A 21,972-nucleotide genomic window follows, 5' to 3' on the forward strand; every position below is an offset into this window, starting at 1 on the left:
AATAAGTTGCGGAAGAAACACTCCCACAGTCGTGGGAAAAATAAAGATTTAAAGAGGGATAATCTGCAAAAGACCACAGCCAAACGCCCTACCGCGTCCAATTCCTTCTTGAAAACTTTTAATAAATTGCGCTTTATCCGTCACGGTTAAAATACCCACGATTTTGGCACACGCTAAGGTAATTTCACGCGCATCTTTCGCTATAAAACGCTTAACTTCAATATCGCGCACTTCCAAATGTTCACGGCTGACTTCAAAACCCCAGCCGTTAAAATCACCTTCTTTAACCGCTTTTCTAGCTGATTTTTCAATAAACCAAGCGGCAATTTCTTCTCTAGTTTTCAAAGGAATTGTTTTGCCTTTTATTGTTTTACCTTCTTTTAAAGGATGCTTGCGAGGTATGCCATCGTATTTAGTTGGATTAACTACCACTTCAAAACGATAGTTTTTGTAATCTAAAAAACTATCGGTGATTTTTTTCATGTTCAATTCGCCATGTTCTGGAATTTTTGGTTGGCGGTTGGAGAGCATCAAAATTTTTCTTCCGTTAAAATCACCGCCTTTGTCGGCGTATAGAATCCCGCTGGGAACACTGGTTTGTTTTTCTTCCATGCTACGCACATCATCAAACAAATCATAAACCACACGATGCAAGGAATAAGCATCGGTGACTTTCAGGGCTTTCAGGTCGGCGCGGGTCAGGTGCAAGGCGCTGGCAATCATCATGCGTTGGCCTCGTCGGTGGCTTGGTAACGGTAAAAATCTTTAGCCCATGCCGTTTTAATGGATTGGTTGTCGGTATTGAATTTACGCAACTGTTTTAACAATTTTGCATAATCCAGTGATATTGAGCCTTTGGAGTTAATCAGGCTTAATAATGGGCGCAATACGTTGCAAAGCTCTTCAATAGAATCACAGGCCAAGAGACGGCGTAATTTGGCTTTAGCTTGGCTGCTGTCTTTGCCGCCATCGTCTTCATAACGCAATGCAAGTGCTTTGCCGATACCGACATAGCCATCTGTTTTTATTTCGGCTTTGATGATGGCAGCGGCAATAGTAAAGCTAAGTTGCGGCTCATATCCGTTGTAAATAAACCGCGCTAAATATTCCCAGCTTCTGTCAGCTTTTACCGGATTGTCGGCACATTTCAGTGCCGCCATTGCTGCTTTATTATCGTCTTTGCGAAATTTTAAAACGTGTTCCACAAACTCGTGTTCATCTAGCCAATGGCGTTTTGTTTCTGCGGCTTCAATGACGATGCGTCGATTTTCTAACCGTAGATTGATTTCGTTTGTTGCGCCTAGTGCCGCTAAAAATTCTTTTGGAAGAATAACGGCATCGGCATCACCTATTTTTTGCAATTCTGCTTTCATGCTGTGGCCTGCTCGGGTTGGTTTGTATCTTTTAAATATTTGCCAAAATTGGGCATGTTCTGCGCCCAGGCCGTCAATTGCCGTGCCGTGTCATGGGGGCAGACGCTGTCATAGGCGGTTTGGGCAAACTGCGCGAAGGTTTTACGCAGGGCTTGGGCTTGGTTGAAGTCAACACAAGCATTCACCAAGGTTTGGAATTCCCGCTCGCATAGCTGCCAATATAAATTGCCAGCCAGCGCCGCTTGCTTTTTGCCGTCGGCATTTTGGCTTTTGAAATAGTTGAGGGTGGCGCTGTAGATAATTTTGGAAAGCTGTTCCAGCTCTGTCATTTCTGTCTGCAAATGGCTGAACCATAATTCGCCCAATACCGTTTGCGGCAACATCAGTACCGATTCGACGAAATCGTCACTGCCCGATACGTATTGTTCGCCGGCATTGCTGCTGACCCGTAGGCCGCCCGACCAAATGCCGAAGGTGTCGGCGTGCCGGTTGGCGCGGCCCAATCCTAGGCGTAACTGGTAACAGTCATAATTTTGCTTGTTTAAGAAACTTAATAGTGCGGTTAAAAACCGCCAAGGCCTGCGTTCAGGATCAACCCAAAGGGCTTTCGGGTCTTTGCCGGAAAAATCCGCTGATACGCTGGGGTCAACCAAGCCTTCCTTATAACCCAAATGGGTGATGCCTTCGGAATAGTGCAAGCCTGTTTCGCCCAGCAAACAAAAGCGCGATAGCGGCAATAACCGCCCCATTAGGCTATTCTGCAAGTTTTTCGCGGCTTCGCAGCTTTCGCCTTCGGGCATGTTTTGCCAAGGGGCAATCCCTAAGCCGTTGGCATACGGCAGGCTTTTAATTTGATCTAGGCTAAACAGGTTGAGCCATAAGGTTTGCCACAGGTTGTCGCCGAGCAAAAAATTGTGCATCAATCCCATAAAGCCCAGCGAACTTCCCGGTTTGCCGGTGGCGGGTTTGCCTTTGTCGTTGGTTTTTCTTGGGTAGCCTGCGGATAAAACGACGCTGTTGTCGGTTTTTTTGCCGCCCAAGCCAAAGCCCATCAATACCACGATCAGCATGGCTTTTTCGGCATCGGTTAAGGGTTTTTCCATTTGCGATTGGGTCAGGACAGTGGTGTTGCCCGTGGACACTTCGGCAAATACCGCGCCATACGATTGGACACTAGCGGCTTTTATGGCAGGCATTTGCAAAAACGGCTGGTCGCCATACAAATCAAAACGATCTCGCCATTGCTCTAAGTAAGCCATGCATTTTTCCGCCATGCCCGCCGCGCCTAAGGCCGCCCAGTCTTCTTCATCTTCCGGCGTGTAAGCGGCTTGGGCAATGGCAAGCAGCAATTTGGTCAGGGCAATTTTTTGCACGGGATTGCCGCCCAAAGCGCGGTAACTTGGGTTGGTAAAGAGCTGTTTTAGGCTGGCCCGTCCGATGTCGGCAATGGGTATCCAGGGTTCATTAATTAAAGAAAAGCGGGATTCTGTCATTTATTTTCTCGTTGTGAATGGGTTAATTGGTTAGGTTTTTTCTGCATGATAGCCAAAATCAAGGTTGTAAGTCAGTTGGTAATTTGGCAAAGCCTGCCCACCGGATAAGCTTTTAAGGTGGTCGGCTTCATCCACTAAGGCAATCCGCAACAAACTTTCGCCATTATCTTGCTTGCCAAGATAGATATAGTCTTCCAACCACTTCAAATTATCTTTATTCGTAGGTAGGGGGGCCAGGTATTCGGCAACTTGCACGGTGTTTTGCAGCAAGGTCGCCGCCAATTCACGCCATTTCGGTTTGTCATAGATTTTAAGGTTGCGCGGCAGCCAGTGTTTTTCGCCATCCAATAAGGTAATTTCTGTTGCTGATTTGTCGGCGGTGTGGCGGTAATTTTTCAACAATAGCACTTGTACGCTGTCTTGGTCGCTGTAGCGGGTGCTGGCTTTATTTTCCGATAAGGTTTTGCCTGCTTTGGATAAGCCGACTAAGGCGAGTTGTTTTAATTTGTCGCGGACTTTTTCCAGCTCGGCTAGATAAGCCCGCATCGGGCCTTGTTCTTGCCGTTCGGCATACGTGGCTTCAATCAGACGGCGAATGTCGTCGGGCAGTGTAATGCTGGTCTGTGCTTGCCAGACTTCCAAGCTACGGCACAGCACGTAAGGGCTGTAGACGTGTGCCGTTTTGCCAAATTGAGTTTTGGCATCGGCAACGGCGGCATTGAATTCTGGTGTTAGCAACCACGCTTCACATTGTGCCGATTCAGGGCGCGGGGTGTCGTGATGCCGCCATAAGCGCCCCAGGCGTTGCAACAGCATATCGGTGGGGGCGAAGCGGCTGATGAGAAAGTCGGCATCAATGTCGAGCGATTGTTCCAATAGTTGCGTGCCGACCAAAATACGGCCTTGGGTTTGGCGGGCTTGATGATTTTTCTCGCCCTTGCCGTATAAATAGACCCATTTTTTTTCTTTGTCGGCACGGTCGGTTTTTAAAAACCGCGAGTGCAACAGGCCGCATTCAATCGGCATGTCCAGTGCAGACAAGCGCCGATAAACTTCTTGCGCTTCAGCCACCGTGTTTTCAATCCACAAAATTTGCTGGCCTTGTTCGGCGCGGCTTAACGCGGCTTCGAAAGCCAATTCATCCGCTTGGCAACAATGGATGGCAACTTGGCGGCTGGACGGTCTGGAAACCGGAAGCTCAAGCAATTCGCCCTGTTTGGCGCGGGCAGAAATTAACGGATAGGCGTTAGCGCTTACCGCCTGCCCCAATAAGGCGCTGCGCCGCGCTTGGGTCAGGGTGGCGCTCAAAATAATCACGGTGCATTGCAAACTTTGCAAAGCCGTGACCAGTTCATCCAGCAGCGTTCCTGTGTAAGCGTCATAACTGTGCACTTCATCCAAAATCACCACTTTGCCCGCCAAACCAAAAGCGCGGACAAAGCCGTGTTTGACATTCATTACCGCCATTAAGGCTTGGTCGATGGTACCCACCGCAAAGGGCGCAAGAATGCCGCGTTTGCCGCTTTCAAACCATGAGCCGTTGGGGTTGCCTTCCACGCCCAGTTCGGTTTGTTTTAGCCAGGCATTTCCGTGCAGCAATAGGGCTTTTTGATGCGGGCTGTCGGCGGTGAGGATTTTTGTTAAAAACTGCGTGACCCGTTCGTGGATTTTGTCGGAAGTCAGTTGCGTGGGTAATGCGAAGTAAAGCCCTGTGGCTTGTTGGCTTACCATCAATTGGTAAGCGGCATAAAGGGCGGCTTCGGTTTTGCCTATGCCCATCGGTGCTTCCAACACATAAACGCCGGGGGTTTTAGTGCTGCTTATCAGTTGTTGCTGGATGGCACGTGGCTCAAATCCGAACAGGTCAAAAAAACTTAAATCAGGTTTTAAGCTAGGTTGTACAAAACCGGCATTATCTAGGGCTTTGTCGATGTTAGGCTGCCAGTCGTGGCTGGGGTCATCAAATAATGAACCTGAGCCAATCCAGTCGGAAACGGTCGTCAAACCCGCCAAGGCTTTGGCTTGCAGTTCGCTGCTGACAATGGGGAAGTCGCAATTAAGCAGGTGTTTAAGCCCAGCCAGCAATTCACTGCGCCGCTCTTGCCAGGCTTTGCCGCCAAACTCGTCATAATCGGCTTTCCGTATGCCTAAATCGGGTGAATAGCCGTGGTGCTGGCCCAAAATTTCGGGAATATACCGCCCTGCGTTTAATGCTTGGGCAGTCGCTTGGCTGACCCCCGCATGGCCTCCCCATAATTTTTCAATTTCAGGATTGGCATTCGATAATTCTGGCTTTGAATTATTTTGATAATGCTCGGTGCCACGGTAAATTTTTTCTTGGAACGTGGGGCTGACTTTGCCAAGATCATGGCAAGCGGCGATCAGCTCCGAACCAGACGGAAAAAGCTCTAATATTAACCAGTTAGGCATTCTATAAAGCAATGCTTTTGCCACCTCGCCAACAATATGGCAGTGGTTCAAGATTTTTCTGCCGGGTTGTTTTTGTCCGTAGGACTTGGCTAAGCACTCGTCAAGGGGCAGGGCGGATGTGGGGCGTTGAGGTGCTTGCTGCGGGTTTTTAGGTTTGAACATGATTGCTTATTGGCTATGTAATAAGTTTGGCAATTTCTTGTGCTTAAAGGGTAGCGCACAATCAGTGGATAGTTTATTTGTGCTTTTTAGCTACTGTTTATTAGTTCCGATATTTCTGGTTATTTAATTTAAAAATGAGAGATTGCTCACGTTTTTTGTGGGTACATTTTGTTTGTTGGTAAAAACTCAACTACTTTTAGTCCTGAAACCAGAATAAATAAGGGTTGTAAATTGCTCAGTTATTGGCGAATAACAAGACTCTGTTGGAGATTTGGGTGGTTTTTTGTCATGCCCCTTTGTCATTTTTAACTTACATAAAGTGTTATCAATATGAAAAAACTTACTGCAACGATTTTTGCTTTATTGCTGCCTTGTGCGGCATCAGCAGGTGTCTTCACTGCTAATATCACTGCAACAGATCCTGCTGGCGTCGCGCAAACGAAGGCTTTTGAGTTCGATCAGGCCGAAAACTTTTTTGACCAGTTGACCAACAAAGGCTTTACCCAAGCGTTTCCTGGCTATGATTCGACTTGGAAAGTCCAAGCGGTGACGACTTATCAAGGCGTGCCGGTTAACGTCACTTTAGACGCAGGCAGCAACAAGCTTTTGCTAGACATTCCTAGTATTGGTGTTTCCCAGCCCTTTGACGGCGCAAGCCGAGGCGAAAGCACCAAGGCTTTGGAAAACTATTTGCGTAACGATACCGACGGGGTTTATTCCAAAATTTTGGAATACCAAGTGGCTAGTACACCCAACTCACAAATCGCAGGTAACCCGACCAGTTTGCAAGGCCAGCTCGTGACGTCCACGTTCAATAATGCGGTTAATGTAGGCTCTGGTTCAACAGGTACGTCAACTTCATCGGGAAGCACATCAGGCAGTTCATCGGGCAGTTCATCTTCCAGTAGTGCCAGCGGTAGTTCGGCGGCAGCGGGTTCTTCATCGGGCAATCCGGTTGTCTTTGGCTTGGGAGGCGGTAACTATACCCAAAAATCGGGCAATAACGCGGCTTTGGATGTGTCGGTATTCAATGTGCCGATCAGCAAGGCGTTTAATATTGATTCAGAGGATCCACGTAAAAAATTGTTGGTTAATGCCCAGTTCAACTACATCACTGTTAACCAATCGGCTTCCTTCCAAGGTAGTTTGGGTTTGGGTTATCAACATCCTGTCACCGATAATTGGAGTTTGATCCCAACTGTCAGCTATGGCGCAATAGGTTCGCAAGATTTGGCAACCTTGGGGCAGATTTTTTCATCGTCCATCGCCAGCAACTACCAATTGAAAACGGGCGAAGTCACCACGGGATTGGTGAATATGTTCGGCTATTTCAAAACTTTGCCATTGAGCATCCAAGGCGTAGCCAGTTCTGATCCTAATATTAATAACTATGTGTTCAAGAACGGTATTTTTCCTAGCAAAGTATTGCCGTTTAAAGTGTTTGACCATAGCGTCAAAGCCACAGCCATTCTGACCGATACCGAGTTCTTAGGGTCAAAAGTGTTCGTACGCCAATACAACGAGGTCGGTGTCGAGTTTAGTTCGATTGATTCCATCCATTGGTTGGATCGGGCAACGTTTGGGATGGCGGATTCGTTTTCGCTCAGTGCGAAATATGTGTTTAGCCTTGAGGATACAAACAGATTTCAAGGTTATGAAATTGGCCTTGGCTACAGTTTCTAAGCTTTGATGTTTGTACATCCTTGAACTTGGCGGGCATTTTTGCCCGCCTTTGCTTTTTAAGGAAGTGGTTTTATCCATTCGCTTTAGATTCAATAATCCCCCCGCCCAAACAAACCTCGCCGTCATAAAACACCACCGATTGCCCTGGCGTAATTGCGCGTTGCGGTTCTTCAAATGTCACTTTACAGCGTCCGTCTGGTAACGGTTCAAGATAACAGGCTTGGTCGGGTTGGCGGTAGCGGGTTTTGGCGGCGCAGCGTAGGGGTTCTAGCAATGTTTTGCCGTTGCACCAATCCAGTTGCCCTGCTTCTAGGCTGTTGTGCAGCATCAGCGGATGGTCGTGGCCTTGTCCGACGATGAGTACGTTGTTTTCTAAGTCTTTTTCTAAGACATACCACGGCTCATCCGGTGCGTCTTTAACACCGCCGATACCTAAGCCTTGGCGTTGTCCAAAGGTGTAGTACATCAGTCCGTGATGTTTGCCGATGTATTGGTCTTCGGGGGTACGCATTTCGCCCGGTTGGGTGGGCAGGTAGCGTTGTAGGAATTCTTTAAATTTGCGTTCGCCGATGAAGCAGATGCCGGTGCTGTCTTTTTTCTTGTGGTTATCGAAGCCCGCTTTTTTGGCAAGTGCGCGAATTTCTGGTTTGTGCAAATGCCCAATGGGAAACAAGGTTTTAGATAAAGCTTTTTGTCCCATGGCGTAAAGGAAATAGCTTTGTTCTTTGTTCGGGTCTAAGCCTTTGAGCAATTCAAACGTGCCATCGCGCTCGGCGACACGGGCGTAATGTCCGGTGGCGATATGGTCTGCGCCCAAATCTTCTATGGCGTAATTCAAAAACGCTTTAAATTTAACGTGTTTGTTGCAAAGAATGTCGGGGTTGGGCGTGCGTCCGGCGGCGAATTCTGAGAGGAAGACTTCAAAGACTTCGTCCCAATATTCGGCGGCGAAGTTGACGGTTTTTAGTGGGATGTCCAGTTGGTCGCAGACTTGTTGCGCGTCCGCCAAGTCTTGCATGGCGGTGCAGTATTCGGTGCCGTCGTCTTCTTCCCAGTTTTTCATGAACAAGCCGCTGACGTTATGGCCTTGTTCCAATAGCAGCAGGGCGGTGACGGAAGAATCGACTCCACCGGACATGCCGACGATGATGTTTTTACTCATGATCCAGATCGAGATAAGCGTGTAATAAAGACAGTGGAAAACGTTGTCCGCGCAGGTATTCGTCGACGCAGAACAACACCAGCGGGCTGCGCAACCGTTGGGGTTGGGCGGCAATTTCGTCACGGCTTAGCCAGTGGGTGCCGACAATGCCTTCGTCCAAGTTTTGCAGCGGATTATGGCTATGGCAAGTACCGGAAAAGCACACGCGCATAAAAGTGGTTTCTTGCGGGCTTCTACGCCAAAGCTGAATGGCGACGATATGTTCAGGCTCGAACTGCCAAGCCGTTTCTTCAAGCACTTCACGCTTGGCGGCAGTCAGCAAATCTTCATTTTCTTCCAAGTGCCCCGCCGGTTGGTTAAATTGCAAGCCGCGTGGCGTGTGTTCTTCAACCATTAAAAAACGTTGCTCGTGTTCGATAACCGCTGCAACAGTGACATGGGGTTTCCAAACCATCAGTAATTTTCCGCTGTAAAAAAGCTATTATTTTACTGGATTTAGCCGCTTTATGCTGGCAAAGATTCAGCCGTTGCCGGCTTTTATTGCTGGCCACGCCAAACCGAACTTAGCCAGGTATTTGCGCAGCCGGTCGGCGTCGTTGGCGCTGCTGCGTTGCTGGCGCGAGACGGAAAATAATGTCCGCCCCGCTTCCGAAAGGCTATTGCTCGATTGGCAGATAGCGATGACAGCTTCCAATTGCAGGCAGTCGAACAAATCAAGCCCTTCCCATTGTTCTGTGCTTAACAAGGCGTTTAGTGCTGTGGTCGGTGGGGTGCTGTCGGATTGCCAAAGTTGTTCTAAACGACGGATTTCCTCGTACACCTGCACACTGGCAATCCGCCCGCCTTCGGCTAAGGTTGCCATGCGCATGATTGACGCGCTTAAGTCGCGGAAATTGCCTTGCCAGCGTGCGGCAGGCGAAGTGGCAAAATTAAGGTAAAGTTGTCGTGCTTCTTTGCTGAAGCGCAAGTGGTGACCGAGCTCGGCGGCTTGTTGGGCGAGCAGGTAGTCAAGGTTCGGCTCGATGTCTTCTTGCCGATCCGCCAGGCCGGGCAGTTGATAAGTCCATAGGTTGATGCGCGCAAACAAGTCTTCGCGGAAACGCCCGTTGCGCACTTCGCCGCGTAAATCGCGGTTAGTGCCGGCAATCAGCTGGAAGTCGCTGCCGCTTTCCTTATCGCTGCCCACGGGATAGAAGGTTTTCTCTTCAATGGCTTTCAATAGCATGGCTTGTTCGTCCAAACCTAATTCGCCGATTTCATCGAGGAACAGCAAGCCTTGATGCGCGCTTTTCAACAAGCCTGCCCGATCTTGCAAGGCGCCGGTAAATGCGCCTTTGACATGACCAAACAGGCTTGAGGCCGCACCATCGCCACGTAAGGTCGCGCAGTTGATTTCCACAAATGCGCCGCTGATTTGATGGCGGGCTTTTTTTAGCGCATAGACGCGTCGGGCTAAAAACGATTTGCCCGCACCGGTCGGCCCCATGAACAGCATCGGCGCTTTCGAGCGCACGGCAACGCGTTCAACTTCATTGATGAGTTGGTTAAAGGCCAAATTGCGCGTGGCAATGCCCGACTTAAGCAGGGCGATGGCATCGTCGTGGGCGCGGGCAAAACGTTGCGCGATGGCATCGTAACGGCCCAAATCCAAATCAATCAGCGTGTAACTGCCGGGGTCTCCAGATTTTTGCCGGCGTGGTGGCGAAGTTTGCAGCAATACGCCGGGTATGTAGCGTGCCTCTACCATCAAAAACCAGCAAATTTGCGCGACATGCGTGCCGGTGGTGATGTGTACCCAGTAGTCTTCGTGTTCGGTATCGAAAGGAAAGCCTTGGGCAAAATCGAACAGGGCGGCGTACATTTCGCCAAAATCCCACGGGTCTTGCAGATCCAGCAAGACCGGTTCCACGCGGGTTTCCGGCGAAACGGCGGCAATGTCCGCCAAAACTTGTGCCAGCAAGCGTTGGTTGCGGCTGTCGTAAAGCAGCACCAAGCGCGACACCAAGAGGTCGTCGTGACGGGTGATGTCCACGGTAGGCCGCCAGCGATCCCAGCGCGAATCATGCCAGCCGGAATCCAGTTGCGTGCCTAAGAAGCCGATAATGACCGATTTTTTCATTATAAAAATAGATAAAAGCTGATAAATATAGCTAGATTATTTTAGCGCGTTATCGTCATGCTGCGTTAAATTGGATTTTTAAAAAGTAATAAGTCACTTTAATTCAATAAGATAATCTTTTATTTTGGCGCTTTAAAAAACTGGCATGGTTATAGCAACGGTAGGGTAGGCGATGCTTGCATCGCCAATCAATTTAATGGAGGACAACATGCAACCCGAAAATTACCAAGTGATGCAGGCCGATAACGGCAAACCCATCAAGATGTGGACACACGGCGTACCGGTCGAAGATGACGCCAAAAAACAATTGCAGAACATTGCGCAGCTGCCGTTTATCTACAAGCACATTGCCGTGATGCCGGATGTGCATTTAGGTAAAGGCTCGACGATTGGTAGCGTCATCCCGACACTGGGCGCGATTATTCCAGCTGCGGTGGGTGTGGATATTGGTTGCGGCATGATTGCCGCGAAGACCACGCTGACGGCGGCTGATTTGCCCGATAATCTGTTCGCTTGGCGGTCGGCGATTGAAAAGGCGGTGCCGCATGGCTTGACTTTTCGGGGTCGTGACAAAGGTTCGTGGGAAAACCCGCCGGAGCTGGTTGATAAGGCGTGGGCAGAATTGTATCCGCGTTTCCAAGTCTTGACCGACAAGCACCCGCGTTTTAAAAACACCAACAACCATAAACACTTAGGAACCTTAGGCACAGGCAACCATTTTGTCGAGGTGTGTTTGGACGAAAGCAATGCCGTGTGGTTTATGCTGCATTCCGGTTCGCGCGGGGTGGGTAATGCTATTGGTTCGTACTTTATCGAGCTGGCAAAAAAGGATATGGAGCGGTTTTACATTCGTCTGCCCGATAAGGATTTGGCGTATTTTCCGGAAGGTACGGAACATTTCGGCGATTATGTCTCGGCAGTGGCTTGGGCGCAGGATTTTGCCCGTTTAAACCGTGAGCTGATGATGGTGAATGTCGTCAAGGCCATTCAGGCAATCTGCCCGAAACCCTTTAGTGCCGATGTCGAGGCGGTCAATTGTCACCACAACTATGTGCAAAAGGAAAACCATTTTGGCAAAAATGTGCTGGTGACGCGCAAAGGTGCGGTGGCGGCTTGGCCTGGGCAAATGGGGATTATTCCGGGGTCGATGGGTGCGCATTCGTTCATTGTGCGCGGTAAAGGCGAGCCGGAAGCGTTTTGTTCGTGCAGCCACGGCGCTGGGCGGACTATGTCGCGCACGGCTGCCAAGCGCCAATTTACTATCGCCGACCAGATTGCCGCCACTGAAGGGGTGGAATGCCGGAAAGATGCCGATGTTATCGACGAAATCCCGATGGCTTACAAAGACATTGATGCGGTGATGCGGGCGCAGGCGGATTTGGTGGAGATTGTTCACACCTTGAAGCAAGTCGTGTGTGTGAAGGGGTAGCCGGTTAAATGGGAGTTCCACAATGATAGAGCTAGATGGTTCTCAGGGTGAAGGCGGTGGGCAAATTTTGCGTACCGCCTTGAGTTTGTCGATGTGTACCGGGCAAGCCGTGCATATCGTCAACATCCGCGCCAAACGCCAAAAACCGGGGCTAATGCGCCAGCATTTGACGGCTGTACAAGCGGCGGCGCAAGTTTGTGGTGCGGAGGTGTCGGGTGATGCAATAGGTTCGCTGGAGTTGTGGTTTGCACCGGGCGTTGTCCGTGGCGGTAGCTACCAATTCAACATCGGCACGGCGGGTAGTTGTACGCTGGTTCTGCAAACGCTGTTGCCGGCGTTGTTGTCTGCCGATCAGGACAGTGTGGTGGAGTTGACGGGCGGAACACATAATCCGATGTCGCCGCCGTTCCATTTTTTGGAACGGGCTTTTTTGCCGTTGTTGCAGCGCATGGGGGTCAATGTGGACTTGTCTTTGTTGCGCTATGGATTTTATCCGGCGGGCGGTGGTCAGTTGCGTGTCCAGATAAAAGCGGGGCAGGTATTACAGCCTTTGCATCTGCAAGCGCGTGGCGAGCGTATCGAAAATTATGCAGAAGCCTTGTTTGCGGGTATACCTTTCCATATTGCCGGGCGCGAGTTGGCGGTGCTGAAAAAACGGCTGGGCTGGTCGGATGGGCAATTATTGCCAAAAGCGCTGGAACGCCAGCAAGGTCCGGGCAATGCTTTGCTGGTGACATTGGTTTATGAACATGTCACCGAGGTGTTCAGCGCATTTGGCGAAAAAGGCGTGGCGGCTGAAAAGGTTGCGGATACGCTTGCCAAAGCCGTCCGCCGTTATCTTGCCAGTTCGGCGGTGGTGGGTGTTTATCTGGCTGACCAATTGTTGTTGCCAATGGCGTTGGCGGGTGGTGGCTCGTTCACGTGTACCGAATGGAGCCAACATGCCGCCACCAATGCCGAGGTGATTGAGCGGTTTTTACCCATTACCATTTGCAGGCGGCATCTTGATGAAGGTGTGTTGGTTACACTGTTGCCGAGTTAATGGTCGCCGCTGTTAAGTCGTTCTGGCTTTCTTTCCAATCCCTACTTATGGCGGGCAACAGTTATTTTTAACGGGCAGGCTTGAATTGCCCTGCTATAGCCTATATCTTTACAGCTAAGAAAAAAGTTTGTTACCTCATTGATTATGTCCGACTCAGAGCGCTTTAACGACCATGATGACGGCTTGGCAGTGCAAGAAGCCAAGCCTAAGCTTAAGAAGCCGCCCATGTATAAGGTGGTATTATTGAATGACGACTTTACGCCGATGGATTTTGTCATTGAGATCTTGATGGAATTCTTCGGCATGTCAGAAGAGTTGGCGACGCGGGTTATGCTGCAAATTCACACCCAAGGCATCGGCGTATGTGGTACCTACACCAAAGATGTTGCTGAAACCAAAGTAGTTATTGTCAACGAATATTCACGGGAACATCAACATCCTTTGATGTGCGCGATGGAAGAAGTCTAGATTGGAGTGTTTGTCTATGTTAAGTAAAGAGCTTGAAGTTACGCTAAACACCGCCTTTAAAAACGCCCATGACAAGCGTCATGAGTTTATTACGGTGGAGCATTTGCTGCTGGCTTTGTTGGACAATGCGTCTGCTGAAGCGGTTATGGTTGCCTGTGGTTGCAATACCAAGCTGCTGCGCGGTCAGCTGACCCAGTTTATCGACGAGACCATGTCCCTCATCCCGCCCGGCGTGCAGCGCGAAACGCAACCGACGCTGGGTTTTCAACGGGTGCTGCAACGCGCTGTTTTCCATGTGCAAGCTTCTGATAAAAAAGAAGTTTCCGGTGCCAATTTGTTCGTTGCCTTGTTTAGCGAGCAGGATTCCCATGCCGTCTACCTGCTGAACAAACAAGACATTTCCCGCCTCGATGTCGTCAATTATTTGGCGCATGGCATTTCCAAGCTCGATCAAGAGAATGAACGCGGTAACGAGCGCTCTTCCGAATCCGGTAATGCCGATGCCGAAAACGGCGGCAGCCCGCTCGACAAATATGCCACCAATTTGAACGAAGAAGCCCTACAAGGTCGCATCGACCCGTTAATTGGCAGATCGGCAGAAGTTGAGCGCACTATCCAAACCCTCTGCCGCCGCCGCAAAAACAACCCGCTTCTGGTGGGCGAAGCAGGTGTCGGCAAAACCGCGATTGCCGAAGGCTTGGCGAAAAAAATCGTTGAAGAAGATGTGCCTGAAGTCTTGCTAAAAAGCGTGATTTATTCGCTCGATTTAGGCGCTTTGGTCGCGGGCACCAAATACCGTGGCGATTTTGAAAAACGTCTGAAAGCTTTGGTCAACCAGCTTAAAAAAGAACCCAATGCCATTTTGTTTATTGACGAAATCCACACCATCATTGGTGCCGGTTCGGCGTCGGGCGGGGTGATGGATGCCTCCAACCTGATTAAACCAGCGTTAGCTTCTGGACAATTGCGCTGCATTGGTTCGACCACTTACCAAGAGTATCGCGGAGTGTTCGAAAAAGACCATGCCTTAGCGCGCCGCTTCCAAAAAATCGACGTACCAGAACCATCGGTTGAAGACACTATTTTGATTTTAAAAGGCCTAAAAAGCCGCTTTGAAGAGCATCACGATGTTAAATATTCTGCCGATGCTTTACGATTGGCGGCTGAATTGTCTGACCGCTACATCACCGACCGCCATTTGCCCGACAAAGCCATTGATGTAATTGACGAAGCAGGTGCAAAACAGCGCATGACTGCCGAAGCTGAACGCAAACAGTTGATTGATGTGGCGGAAATTGAAGAAATCGTCTCTAAAATTGCCCGTGTACCGGCAAAATCGGTATCTTCAAACGACATCGACAGGCTGGCTAATTTGGAAAAAAATCTCAAGATGCTGGTGTTTGGTCAAGACGAAGCGATCTCCGCCTTGTCTTCTGCCATTAAATTGTCACGCGCCGGGTTGCGCGATTCGCAAAAAACCATTGGTTCGTTTTTGTTTGCAGGGCCGACAGGTGTGGGCAAAACCGAAGTGACACGCCAGCTTGCCAAGGTTTTGGGTGTGGAGCTGATCCGCTTTGATATGTCCGAATACATGGAGCGGCATACGGTTTCGCGCTTGATAGGCGCTCCTCCTGGTTATGTGGGTTTCGACCAAGGCGGGTTGTTGACCGAACAGGTCAATAAGCATCCCCATGCAGTCCTGTTGTTGGACGAGCTGGAAAAAGCCCATCCTGATGTCTTCAATTTGCTGTTGCAGGTGATGGATCATGGCACGCTGACCGACAACAACGGTCGTAAAGCCGATTTCCGCAATATCATTTTAGTGATGACCACCAATGCCGGTGCGGAAGAGGGCAGTCGTGCGTCGATAGGTTTTACCCAGCAAGATCATGCCAGTGACAGCATGAAAGTCATCGAGAAAGGCTTTTCTCCTGAATTCCGCAACCGCTTGGATGCGATTATCCAGTTCAAACCTTTGGACATCACCATTGTTGGGCATGTGGTTGACAAGTTTATTTTCGAATTGGAAGCGTTGCTGTCCGACAAGCAAGTCACGCTTACCTTGGACACCGATGCCCGCTTGTGGCTTGCGGAAAACGGTTGCGACCCCAAAATGGGCGCAAGGCCAATGGCAAGATTGATACAAGAGAAAATTAAGAAACCGCTAGCCAATGATTTGCTGTTCGGCAAATTGGCTAATGGTGGTCATGTCAGGATTTACGTGCAAGACAAGGAGCTGGCTTTTGCCATTGAAGGCAAGGAATTGGTCGTTTCTGAAAACAGTTAGCCCATAAGGCCGTGTGCGTTTGCCAATTGCAAGCAGCAATCGGTTTAACGCATACGGAAAGAAATACGGCCTTTGGTTAAATCGTACGGAGTCATTTCAACTTTAACGCTATCGCCGGTTAGGATACGGATATAGTGTTTGCGCATTTTGCCTGAAATATGGGCAGTCACAATATGACCGTTTTCCAGTTGTACGCGGAACATGGTGTTTGGAAGCGTGTCAATTACTTTACCTTCCATTTCAATTTGATCTTCTTTAGCCATTACAATTACCCTTAAGTTTTAAAAACTCCCATTATACCACTAAGGCTTTTGGTAACAAAAAAAGTATGGGGCTTTTTAGCGAATGGGTCTTGTTGCTAACCACAAATCTGTTAAACAATGGCTTAGGTTAAAGATAAGTTTGAATATTTATGGCGAGGTAATTTTGCAAGATAATTTCTGTTTATGTGGCTCGGGCTTGGCATATTTGGCCTGTTGCGGCGTTTTTCATCATGGCGACGGCGTGCCTGTTACCGCCGAAGCGTTAATGCGTTCACGGTATTGTGCTTATGCCTTGCAGGATGCTGACTATTTACAAAATACCTGGCATGAGACAAAAAGTCCGAAAACCATCGATTTTTCAAAAGAAAATGCCCAATGGCTGCGCTTAGAAATTGTTGAAACGAAAAAAGGCGGCGCCAACGACGGCAAAGGCGTCGTCAGTTTTAAAGCATTTTTCCAGCAAGAAGGCGAAGATTTTGTCATGCGCGAAACCAGTCGCTTTGTTAAGGAAAAGGGCAGATGGCTTTATGTGGACGGTAGCGGCGCTATCAGCAAAGTTGCGGATATTGGATTGCAAAGCAAAAACGGCGCATGTCCTTGCGGCAGCGGTAAAAAATATAAACGGTGTTGCGGGGTGGCCTAGAGTTTGGGCAGATGCTCGCCGCATCTGCCCAATAAGCATTTAGCGTTGTTGCTTAGAAGTGATGTTGCCTTTTCTGTCCATGGTGACATCCCAATCGCCGCTGGCATTGGTGATGACGAAATCAAACTCTTCACCGACACCATTAGGGTTAATCATCATAATGGCTTTCTTGAATTCATATTTGCCAAAGGCGGCGTTCAGGCTGGCGGCACTGTTCAGCGGCAAAATGTCTGAAGTTTTTGGCGAGCCGACCACCACACCGGCAACAAAAAAGCGGCCGTTGGTGCGGAAATATTCCATCAGACGGTCTTCGCCATCCTTAAACTCCAAAAGATACAAATCTTGTTTGTAGTGGTTTTTGGGTTCTGCAACCAAATCAACCGCATTGGGGTGACGCTTATAAAAGGCTTCCATGACGTTTTCAGGAATGCTGGCTTTATCGATGGGCTGTGCGAAAACCGACAGCGAACTGGCGGCTAACACAGCCGCAGTCAAATTAATTAAGATGTTGCGCATGGTTGTTTTACCCTGTTGTTATTATTGATAAGTCAAATCGTGTTGAGTTGTCAGGCCATTGTAATCGAACAGTGTGCCAGCGAGAAGGCTAGATGCAAACAATAAAGCACACAAAAACAGCCAAAAAAATTAACGGCAAAAATTCGGCGCAGGCATTGGGGAGATTTTGCCAGTTTGAATGCCGCATGGGTTTTACCCGCCCACTTCAGAGATAAACCACCATGAACCACATCGCCTTAAAAATGCTGATGGGTGACAAAGGCAAATATATCGGCATTGTGATGGGCTTGACCTTTGCCTCGCTCATCATGACCCAGCAACCGGCTATTTTTTTAGGCTTGATGGCGCGTTCCTACAGCTTTATTTCCGATGTGGGGCTGGCGGATATTTGGGTGATGGATTCAAAAGTACAGTTTGTTGATGACATCAAGCCCCTGCAAGAAACCGAACTGTATCGGGTGCGCGGCATTGCCGGCGTGCAATGGGCCATGCCGCTGTACAAAGGCTTGCTGAAGGCGCGTCTGCCCGATGGCACGTTCCAGACCTGCAACGTGATAGGCTTGGATGACGCCACCTTAATCGGCGGCCCGCCCATCATGCTGCAAGGCAAATTGGATGATTTACGTCGCAGCGATGGCGTGATTATCGACATCGACGGCCTGACCGACAAACTCGGCAAACCTGCCGCGACACCCGGCGGCAAACCCATCCCTTTAAAAGTCGGCGAAAGCCTGGAGCTTAACGACCGCCGCGCTATCATCGTCGGCGTTGCCAAAGTCACCCGCACCTTCCAATCCCAGCCCGTTGTTTACACCACCTATTCCCGCGCCAAAAGCTACGCGCCCCGCGAACGCAAATTGTTGTCGTTCATTTTAGTCAAAGCCAAAACAGGCCAAGACCCGCAAGCGTTGGCAAAACGCATCCAAGACAGTACCGGCATGGCGGCTTACACCCAAGCTGGATTTATGGAATTGACCTACCAATATTTCATGAAAAACACCGGCATCCCGATCAATTTCGGCATTTCGGTATTGTTGGGCTTTATTGTCGGTGCTGCCATTGCCGGACAAACCTTTTACAACTTCACGCTCGAAAACTTGCGCCAATTCGGCGTGTTAAAAGCCATGGGAACCCCTAACGGGACGCTGTTGCGGATGATTTTATTGCAAGCCGTTGTCGTTGGTTGTACGGGTTACGGCATGGGTGTCGGCCTGACCGCATTGTTTGGCTTCGCCATGCGCCACACCATTTTGGCGTTTAAATTCCCTTGGCAATTGCTGGTGTTCAGCGGCGCTGGTGTCAGTTTGATTTGCATCTTTGCCGCCTTGATTAGCATTGTCAAAGTCATCCGCCTTGAACCCGCCATTGTTTTTAAAGGTTGATGATGAATCCATCCACACTTGCCGTCAGCTGCAAAAACTTGGTCAAAACCTACGATACCGGCGACCAAAAAGTCATCGCCCTCAACGGTATCAATTTGGATGTTGCCATGGGCGAATTGCTGATGCTGGTCGGCCCTTCCGGTTGCGGTAAAACAACGTTGATCTCGGTGATTGCTGGCATCCTTGACCAAGACGAAGGCAGTTGCGAGCTGTTTGGCGAAAATTTAAAAAACCTGAAAAGCCAAGACAAGCTGCGCTTTCGCGCCAAAAACATCGGCTTTGTTTTTCAAGCCTTTAATTTGCTGCCCGCACTCACTGCAGCAGAAAATGTCTCGATTCCGCTGCTAATCAATGGCGTTAAACGTGCCGAAGCGGAACGCCAAGCGGTGCAGATGCTCGAACAAGTTGGCCTTGGCAAGCGCAGCCAATCCATGCCCGCGCAATTGTCGGGCGGGCAACAACAGCGTGTCGCCATTGCCCGCGCCCTGATCCATAACCCGCGCCTGATTGTCTGCGACGAGCCGACCAGCGCACTCGACCACGAAACCGGCAACCAAGTGATGGCCTTGCTGAAAAACGTGGCTTTGCAGCACGATAGGGCGCTGGTTATCGTTACCCATGATGCACGGGTTTTCAGCTTTGCAGACCGGATTGCCGAAATGGATGATGGGCAAATAGTTAAAGTTACGTAGTTGAAAAAGGTTAAATGGAGTAAAAGCGAGTGGATATTTTTTTAATTATTTTTGAAATAATTTCGGCTTTTATTGGCTATAAGCCAAAGCCGAGTTTAAGTGTTGATAATATTGATGACGATCCTGTCAATTTGCGTGGCGGCCTAAGTTTTTTGATAGAAAACGTTTCCGACACGCTAACGATGTTACAGCCAGTCGTGAGCTATTCCTTTGTCAATCAAATCGGTGAGCGTTGTAGTGTGATCTTTGATGTTGATGATACGGATTTATCTTTGCCTGCTTTTACGCCAAAAAAGCTTCAAGCCTCTGCCAGAACCTTGCAACCGGAGCGTTTATGCGGAAAAAACAAGTGTTATCAATTTATTTACGGCGATGGCAAAACAGTTGAAATTAAAGTTGCCTGATCCAATAAATCCAATGCCATGAAAATTAAACACATCTTACCGCTACTGTCCGCCGCTGGTTTTGCCTTCGCCGCCTATACGGTGATGACCAGCAACCAGCCGATGCCGATTGCCCAAGCGGTAGCCGAACCGGCGTCTGCGCCTTATCAGGCGTTTATTGCTGGTTCCGGTATCGTTGAGGCACAAAGCCAAAACATTGCTGTTGGTACGCCCTTATCGGGGGTGGTCAGCCAAGTGGCGGTTAAGGTGGGCGACCAAGTTAAGGCGGGCGGGCTTTTGTTTGCCTTAGATGACCGCGACAGCCGTGCGCAATTGGCGGTTAAAGCGGCGGACTTGGCGAAAGCACAGGCCGAAGTTAGCGTTGCCAAAGCGACATTGAACGATAGCGAATCGCTCAGCCGTATGGCGGAAGCCGTTAGCGACCGCCGTGCCATCAGCGGCGAAGAGCTGCTGAAACGTCGCAATGCCGCGCAGATTGCCAAGGCGAGGTTGGACAGTGCAACGGCTCAAGTTGCCCAAGCCCAAGCCAATTGGCTGAATGTGCAAACCACGCTGGAACGCCTGCAAATAAAAGCCCCGGTCGATGGCGAAGTGTTGCAGGTTAATGTCCGTGTCGGCGAATTTGCCCAAGCGGGCGCGTTAAACACGCCGCTGCTGTTGCTCGGCAATTTGGCGCAATTGCATGTGCGCGTCGATATTGACGAAAACGATGCTTGGCGGTTCGACAAAAACAGCAAAGCTGTTGCCTATTTGCGTGGCAACCGCAATTACCAAGCCAATTTGCAACTGGCGTATGTCGAACCGTTTGTAGTGCCGAAACAATCGTTGACGGGCGATAGCAGCGAACGTGTCGACACCCGTGTTTTGCAAGCCTTATACCGCTTTGACCGCCAGCAATTGCCGGTGTACGTAGGGCAGCAAATGGACGTCTTCATAGAAGCCAAAGCCGAATCGCCCGCCCAGCAAGCCATTCCTGTGCAAACCGGTAAACCACAATGAAACGCCGCGGCATTGTCAGCATGGCTTTGCTGTTAAGTGCCTGCATGGTCGGACCTGATTACCAAAAGCCCAACTTGACCGTTCCGGCAAGCTGGCAAGGCAGCCCACCAGCCGCCGGAAAATTGCCCGAAGCGTGGTGGCGGAGCTTTAACGACCCCATCCTCAACGCCTTAATCCGCGATGCTATCGCTGCCAATCTCGACTTAAAACAAGCCTTGTTGAAAGTGCAAGATTTACGCGCACAACGGCAAGCGGTTTTTGCTTCGACGCTGCCTAGCCTGGATGCCCACAGTAACGCCAGCCGACGGCTCAACAACACTTCCGGCGGCAGCGGTAGCGCAGTCGGCGGTGGTTTTGGCGTGGGCAGCCAGATCATCAATATTTTTCAGAGCGGTTTTGACGCGCAATGGGAGTTGGATTTTTTTGGCGGCGTCAGGCGTGCGGTGGAAGTGGCTGATGCCACCATCGAGGCCGAACAAGACAGCCGCCGCGCCGCACAGGTGACGGTTTTGGGCGAAGTGGCGCGGCATTATTTTGAACTGCGCCGCCATCAACAATTGCTGGCGGTTCTCCGGCAACAATTGGCAAGCCAACAAACGGCCTTGGCTTTAAATCAAGTGCGCCAGCAATCGGGGCTTGCCGATCAGGTCGCGGTCACGCAAAGTCAAGCGCAAATCGCTGCCTTGCAAGCACAAATCCCGGTTTCCGAAACCGCCGTCCGCCAAGCCAATGATGGCCTTTGTCTGTTGCTGGGCGTAACACCGGGGCAATTGGACAGCCGCTTAATGCCGACCGGTAAGTCGCCGTTTGTGGGTCAAAATGTCATTCCTGATTTGCCGTCGGAATTGCTAAAACGCCGCCCCGACATCCGCCGCGCCGAACGCAACCTAGCCGCCGCCACCGCCAATATTGGCATCGCCACTGCCGAACTGTATCCGAAAGTGAATTTGTCAGCGTTCTTAGGCTTGCAAAACATGCGTATCTCCGACATGACCCCCATCGGCAAATCGTGGTCAACGGCCGCCTCCGTCACCTTGCCCATTTTTAATTGGGGGCGTATCAACACTAATATCGCCAGCAAAAAAATCCAAACGGAACAAGCCTATTTGACTTATCAATCGACCGTCTTGGCGGCGTTTAAGGATGTTCAAGACGCGTTGGTTGCCTATCAGCAAGAGCAACAGCGCCTACAAGCCCTACAGCAAGCTGTTACCGCCCAACAAACCGCGCTGCAACTGGCGCAACAACGTTATCAAACCGGCTTAAGCAATTTTTTAGAGGTCTTGCAAAACCAGCAAAACCTCTACCAAAGCCAAGCTGATGCTGTGAGCAGCCAAGCGCAAATGGCGGTTGACCTGGTGGCTTTGTATAAGGCGTTGGGCGGCGGCTGGCAAGGGTTGGGAGATTTGGCGGGAAAGCAATGAA

The 21,972-nt window shown here is 49.9% G+C and carries 20 protein-coding genes; 11 read left to right on the top strand and 9 right to left on the bottom strand.

The genetic code is table 11. The annotated features are described in order from the left end of the window. Positions 1–48 precede the first annotated feature (48 nt). From cas6e to cas3, 4 genes are read right to left on the bottom strand one after another with little or no spacing between them, the layout of a single operon-like run. Positions 49–726 carry a type I-E CRISPR-associated protein Cas6/Cse3/CasE gene (cas6e, locus tag ACYQ1O_RS10105; protein WP_459991559.1) on the bottom strand — a complete coding sequence of 226 codons (678 nt, stop codon included), beginning with the start codon at positions 724–726 and terminating at the stop codon, positions 49–51. Continuing rightward, positions 723–1,373, bottom strand: coding sequence for a type I-E CRISPR-associated protein Cse2/CasB (casB, locus tag ACYQ1O_RS10110; RefSeq protein WP_459991560.1), 651 nt, complete (start codon positions 1,371–1,373; stop codon positions 723–725). Before casB ends, cas6e begins: the two co-directional genes overlap by 4 nt. Then, positions 1,370–2,866, bottom strand: coding sequence for a type I-E CRISPR-associated protein Cse1/CasA (gene casA, locus ACYQ1O_RS10115; protein ID WP_459991561.1), 1,497 nt, complete (start codon positions 2,864–2,866; stop codon positions 1,370–1,372). The genes casB and casA overlap by 4 nt, the downstream gene beginning before the upstream one ends. A gap of 30 nt (positions 2,867–2,896) precedes the next feature. Next, a complete protein-coding gene (gene cas3, locus ACYQ1O_RS10120) occupies positions 2,897–5,458 on the bottom strand; it encodes a CRISPR-associated helicase Cas3' (protein WP_459991562.1) in 2,562 nt (853 codons plus the stop codon). A gap of 330 nt (positions 5,459–5,788) precedes the next feature. On the opposite strand from cas3, the gene ACYQ1O_RS10125 reads away from it, so the two are divergent. After that, positions 5,789–7,141, top strand: coding sequence for a hypothetical protein (locus ACYQ1O_RS10125; protein WP_459991563.1), 1,353 nt, complete (start codon positions 5,789–5,791; stop codon positions 7,139–7,141). Between the two features lie 70 nt (positions 7,142–7,211). Here ACYQ1O_RS10125 and mnmA read toward each other — a convergent pair whose 3' ends face one another. The 3 genes from mnmA to rtcR all read right to left on the bottom strand — a co-directional run bounded on the left by mnmA (position 7,212) and on the right by rtcR (position 10,422). Next, positions 7,212–8,303, bottom strand: coding sequence for a tRNA 2-thiouridine(34) synthase MnmA (gene mnmA, locus ACYQ1O_RS10130; RefSeq protein WP_459991564.1), 1,092 nt, complete (start codon positions 8,301–8,303; stop codon positions 7,212–7,214). Then, the gene (locus tag ACYQ1O_RS10135; RefSeq protein WP_459991565.1) at positions 8,296–8,757 is read right to left on the bottom strand and encodes an NUDIX hydrolase; all 462 of its coding nucleotides are present in this window, start codon (positions 8,755–8,757) and stop codon (positions 8,296–8,298) included. Before ACYQ1O_RS10135 ends, mnmA begins: the two co-directional genes overlap by 8 nt. A 66-nt stretch (positions 8,758–8,823) precedes the next feature. Further along, positions 8,824–10,422 (bottom strand): RNA repair transcriptional activator RtcR, encoded by a 1,599-nt coding sequence (gene rtcR, locus ACYQ1O_RS10140; protein ID WP_459991566.1) that lies wholly within the window; start codon positions 10,420–10,422, stop codon positions 8,824–8,826. A gap of 208 nt (positions 10,423–10,630) precedes the next feature. Here rtcR and ACYQ1O_RS10145 point away from each other — a divergent pair, with 208 nt between their 5' ends. The 4 genes from ACYQ1O_RS10145 to clpA all read left to right on the top strand — a co-directional run bounded on the left by ACYQ1O_RS10145 (position 10,631) and on the right by clpA (position 15,648). Continuing rightward, positions 10,631–11,851, top strand: a complete 1,221-nt coding sequence (locus tag ACYQ1O_RS10145) for an RtcB family protein (protein WP_459991567.1) — start codon at positions 10,631–10,633, stop codon at positions 11,849–11,851. 22 nt (positions 11,852–11,873) lie between these two features. After that, positions 11,874–12,893, top strand: a complete 1,020-nt coding sequence (gene rtcA, locus ACYQ1O_RS10150) for an RNA 3'-terminal phosphate cyclase (protein ID WP_459991568.1) — start codon at positions 11,874–11,876, stop codon at positions 12,891–12,893. Positions 12,894–13,037: 144 nt separating this feature from the next. Continuing rightward, a complete protein-coding gene (gene clpS / locus ACYQ1O_RS10155) occupies positions 13,038–13,361 on the top strand; it encodes an ATP-dependent Clp protease adapter ClpS (RefSeq protein ID WP_459991569.1) in 324 nt (107 codons plus the stop codon). A gap of 16 nt (positions 13,362–13,377) precedes the next feature. Beyond that, positions 13,378–15,648 carry an ATP-dependent Clp protease ATP-binding subunit ClpA gene (gene clpA, locus ACYQ1O_RS10160; protein WP_459991570.1) on the top strand — a complete coding sequence of 757 codons (2,271 nt, stop codon included), beginning with the start codon at positions 13,378–13,380 and terminating at the stop codon, positions 15,646–15,648. Positions 15,649–15,692: 44 nt separating this feature from the next. Here the strand turns inward: clpA and infA are convergent, their stop codons facing one another. Further along, the gene (infA, locus tag ACYQ1O_RS10165; protein ID WP_023494599.1) at positions 15,693–15,911 is read right to left on the bottom strand and encodes a translation initiation factor IF-1; all 219 of its coding nucleotides are present in this window, start codon (positions 15,909–15,911) and stop codon (positions 15,693–15,695) included. A gap of 196 nt (positions 15,912–16,107) precedes the next feature. Between infA and ACYQ1O_RS10170 the strand changes: the two genes are divergently transcribed. After that, positions 16,108–16,554, top strand: coding sequence for a YchJ family protein (locus ACYQ1O_RS10170; RefSeq protein ID WP_459991571.1), 447 nt, complete (start codon positions 16,108–16,110; stop codon positions 16,552–16,554). A 39-nt stretch (positions 16,555–16,593) separates the two neighbouring features. Here ACYQ1O_RS10170 and ACYQ1O_RS10175 read toward each other — a convergent pair whose 3' ends face one another. After that, positions 16,594–17,070 carry a hypothetical protein gene (locus ACYQ1O_RS10175; protein WP_459991572.1) on the bottom strand — a complete coding sequence of 159 codons (477 nt, stop codon included), beginning with the start codon at positions 17,068–17,070 and terminating at the stop codon, positions 16,594–16,596. Between the two features lie 221 nt (positions 17,071–17,291). Here ACYQ1O_RS10175 and ACYQ1O_RS10180 point away from each other — a divergent pair, with 221 nt between their 5' ends. From ACYQ1O_RS10180 to ACYQ1O_RS10200, 5 genes are read left to right on the top strand one after another with little or no spacing between them, the layout of a single operon-like run. Next, positions 17,292–18,452: an ABC transporter permease gene (locus ACYQ1O_RS10180; RefSeq protein WP_459991573.1), complete on the top strand. Its 1,161-nt coding sequence runs from the start codon at positions 17,292–17,294 to the stop codon at positions 18,450–18,452. Further along, entirely contained in the window at positions 18,452–19,144 is a 693-nt protein-coding gene (locus ACYQ1O_RS10185; protein WP_459991574.1) for an ABC transporter ATP-binding protein, read from the top strand. The genes ACYQ1O_RS10180 and ACYQ1O_RS10185 overlap by 1 nt, the downstream gene beginning before the upstream one ends. Before the next feature lie 29 nt (positions 19,145–19,173). Further along, complete coding sequence (locus ACYQ1O_RS10190; RefSeq protein ID WP_459991575.1) at positions 19,174–19,548, top strand: hypothetical protein; 375 nt, start codon at positions 19,174–19,176, stop codon at positions 19,546–19,548. 18 nt (positions 19,549–19,566) lie between these two features. Then, positions 19,567–20,547, top strand: a complete 981-nt coding sequence (locus ACYQ1O_RS10195; protein ID WP_459991576.1) for an efflux RND transporter periplasmic adaptor subunit — start codon at positions 19,567–19,569, stop codon at positions 20,545–20,547. After that, a complete protein-coding gene (locus ACYQ1O_RS10200) occupies positions 20,544–21,971 on the top strand; it encodes an efflux transporter outer membrane subunit (RefSeq protein WP_459991577.1) in 1,428 nt (475 codons plus the stop codon). Before ACYQ1O_RS10195 ends, ACYQ1O_RS10200 begins: the two co-directional genes overlap by 4 nt. The last annotated feature ends 1 nt before the right edge of the window (position 21,972 follow it).

This window comes from Methylosoma difficile (genome assembly GCF_054657615.1).

What these genes read in the sequence shown, in the direction of transcription:
- ACYQ1O_RS10125 (WP_459991563.1), top strand. Translation starts at nt 5,789, where the DNA reads ATGAAAAAACTTACTGCAACGATTTTTGCTTTATTGCTGCCTTGTGCG.
- infA (WP_023494599.1), bottom strand. Translation starts at nt 15,911, where the DNA reads ATGGCTAAAGAAGATCAAATTGAAATGGAAGGTAAAGTAATTGACACG.
- ACYQ1O_RS10180 (WP_459991573.1), top strand. Translation starts at nt 17,292, where the DNA reads ATGAACCACATCGCCTTAAAAATGCTGATGGGTGACAAAGGCAAATAT.
- ACYQ1O_RS10200 (WP_459991577.1), top strand. Translation starts at nt 20,544, where the DNA reads ATGAAACGCCGCGGCATTGTCAGCATGGCTTTGCTGTTAAGTGCCTGC.
- clpA (WP_459991570.1), top strand. Translation starts at nt 13,378, where the DNA reads ATGTTAAGTAAAGAGCTTGAAGTTACGCTAAACACCGCCTTTAAAAAC.
- ACYQ1O_RS10175 (WP_459991572.1), bottom strand. Translation starts at nt 17,070, where the DNA reads ATGCGCAACATCTTAATTAATTTGACTGCGGCTGTGTTAGCCGCCAGT.
- ACYQ1O_RS10135 (WP_459991565.1), bottom strand. Translation starts at nt 8,757, where the DNA reads ATGGTTTGGAAACCCCATGTCACTGTTGCAGCGGTTATCGAACACGAG.
- rtcR (WP_459991566.1), bottom strand. Translation starts at nt 10,422, where the DNA reads ATGAAAAAATCGGTCATTATCGGCTTCTTAGGCACGCAACTGGATTCC.
- mnmA (WP_459991564.1), bottom strand. Translation starts at nt 8,303, where the DNA reads ATGAGTAAAAACATCATCGTCGGCATGTCCGGTGGAGTCGATTCTTCC.
- cas6e (WP_459991559.1), bottom strand. Translation starts at nt 726, where the DNA reads ATGATGATTGCCAGCGCCTTGCACCTGACCCGCGCCGACCTGAAAGCC.
- ACYQ1O_RS10145 (WP_459991567.1), top strand. Translation starts at nt 10,631, where the DNA reads ATGCAACCCGAAAATTACCAAGTGATGCAGGCCGATAACGGCAAACCC.
- ACYQ1O_RS10185 (WP_459991574.1), top strand. Translation starts at nt 18,452, where the DNA reads ATGATGAATCCATCCACACTTGCCGTCAGCTGCAAAAACTTGGTCAAA.
- clpS (WP_459991569.1), top strand. Translation starts at nt 13,038, where the DNA reads ATGTCCGACTCAGAGCGCTTTAACGACCATGATGACGGCTTGGCAGTG.
- ACYQ1O_RS10195 (WP_459991576.1), top strand. Translation starts at nt 19,567, where the DNA reads ATGAAAATTAAACACATCTTACCGCTACTGTCCGCCGCTGGTTTTGCC.
- casA (WP_459991561.1), bottom strand. Translation starts at nt 2,866, where the DNA reads ATGACAGAATCCCGCTTTTCTTTAATTAATGAACCCTGGATACCCATT.
- rtcA (WP_459991568.1), top strand. Translation starts at nt 11,874, where the DNA reads ATGATAGAGCTAGATGGTTCTCAGGGTGAAGGCGGTGGGCAAATTTTG.
- cas3 (WP_459991562.1), bottom strand. Translation starts at nt 5,458, where the DNA reads ATGTTCAAACCTAAAAACCCGCAGCAAGCACCTCAACGCCCCACATCC.
- casB (WP_459991560.1), bottom strand. Translation starts at nt 1,373, where the DNA reads ATGAAAGCAGAATTGCAAAAAATAGGTGATGCCGATGCCGTTATTCTT.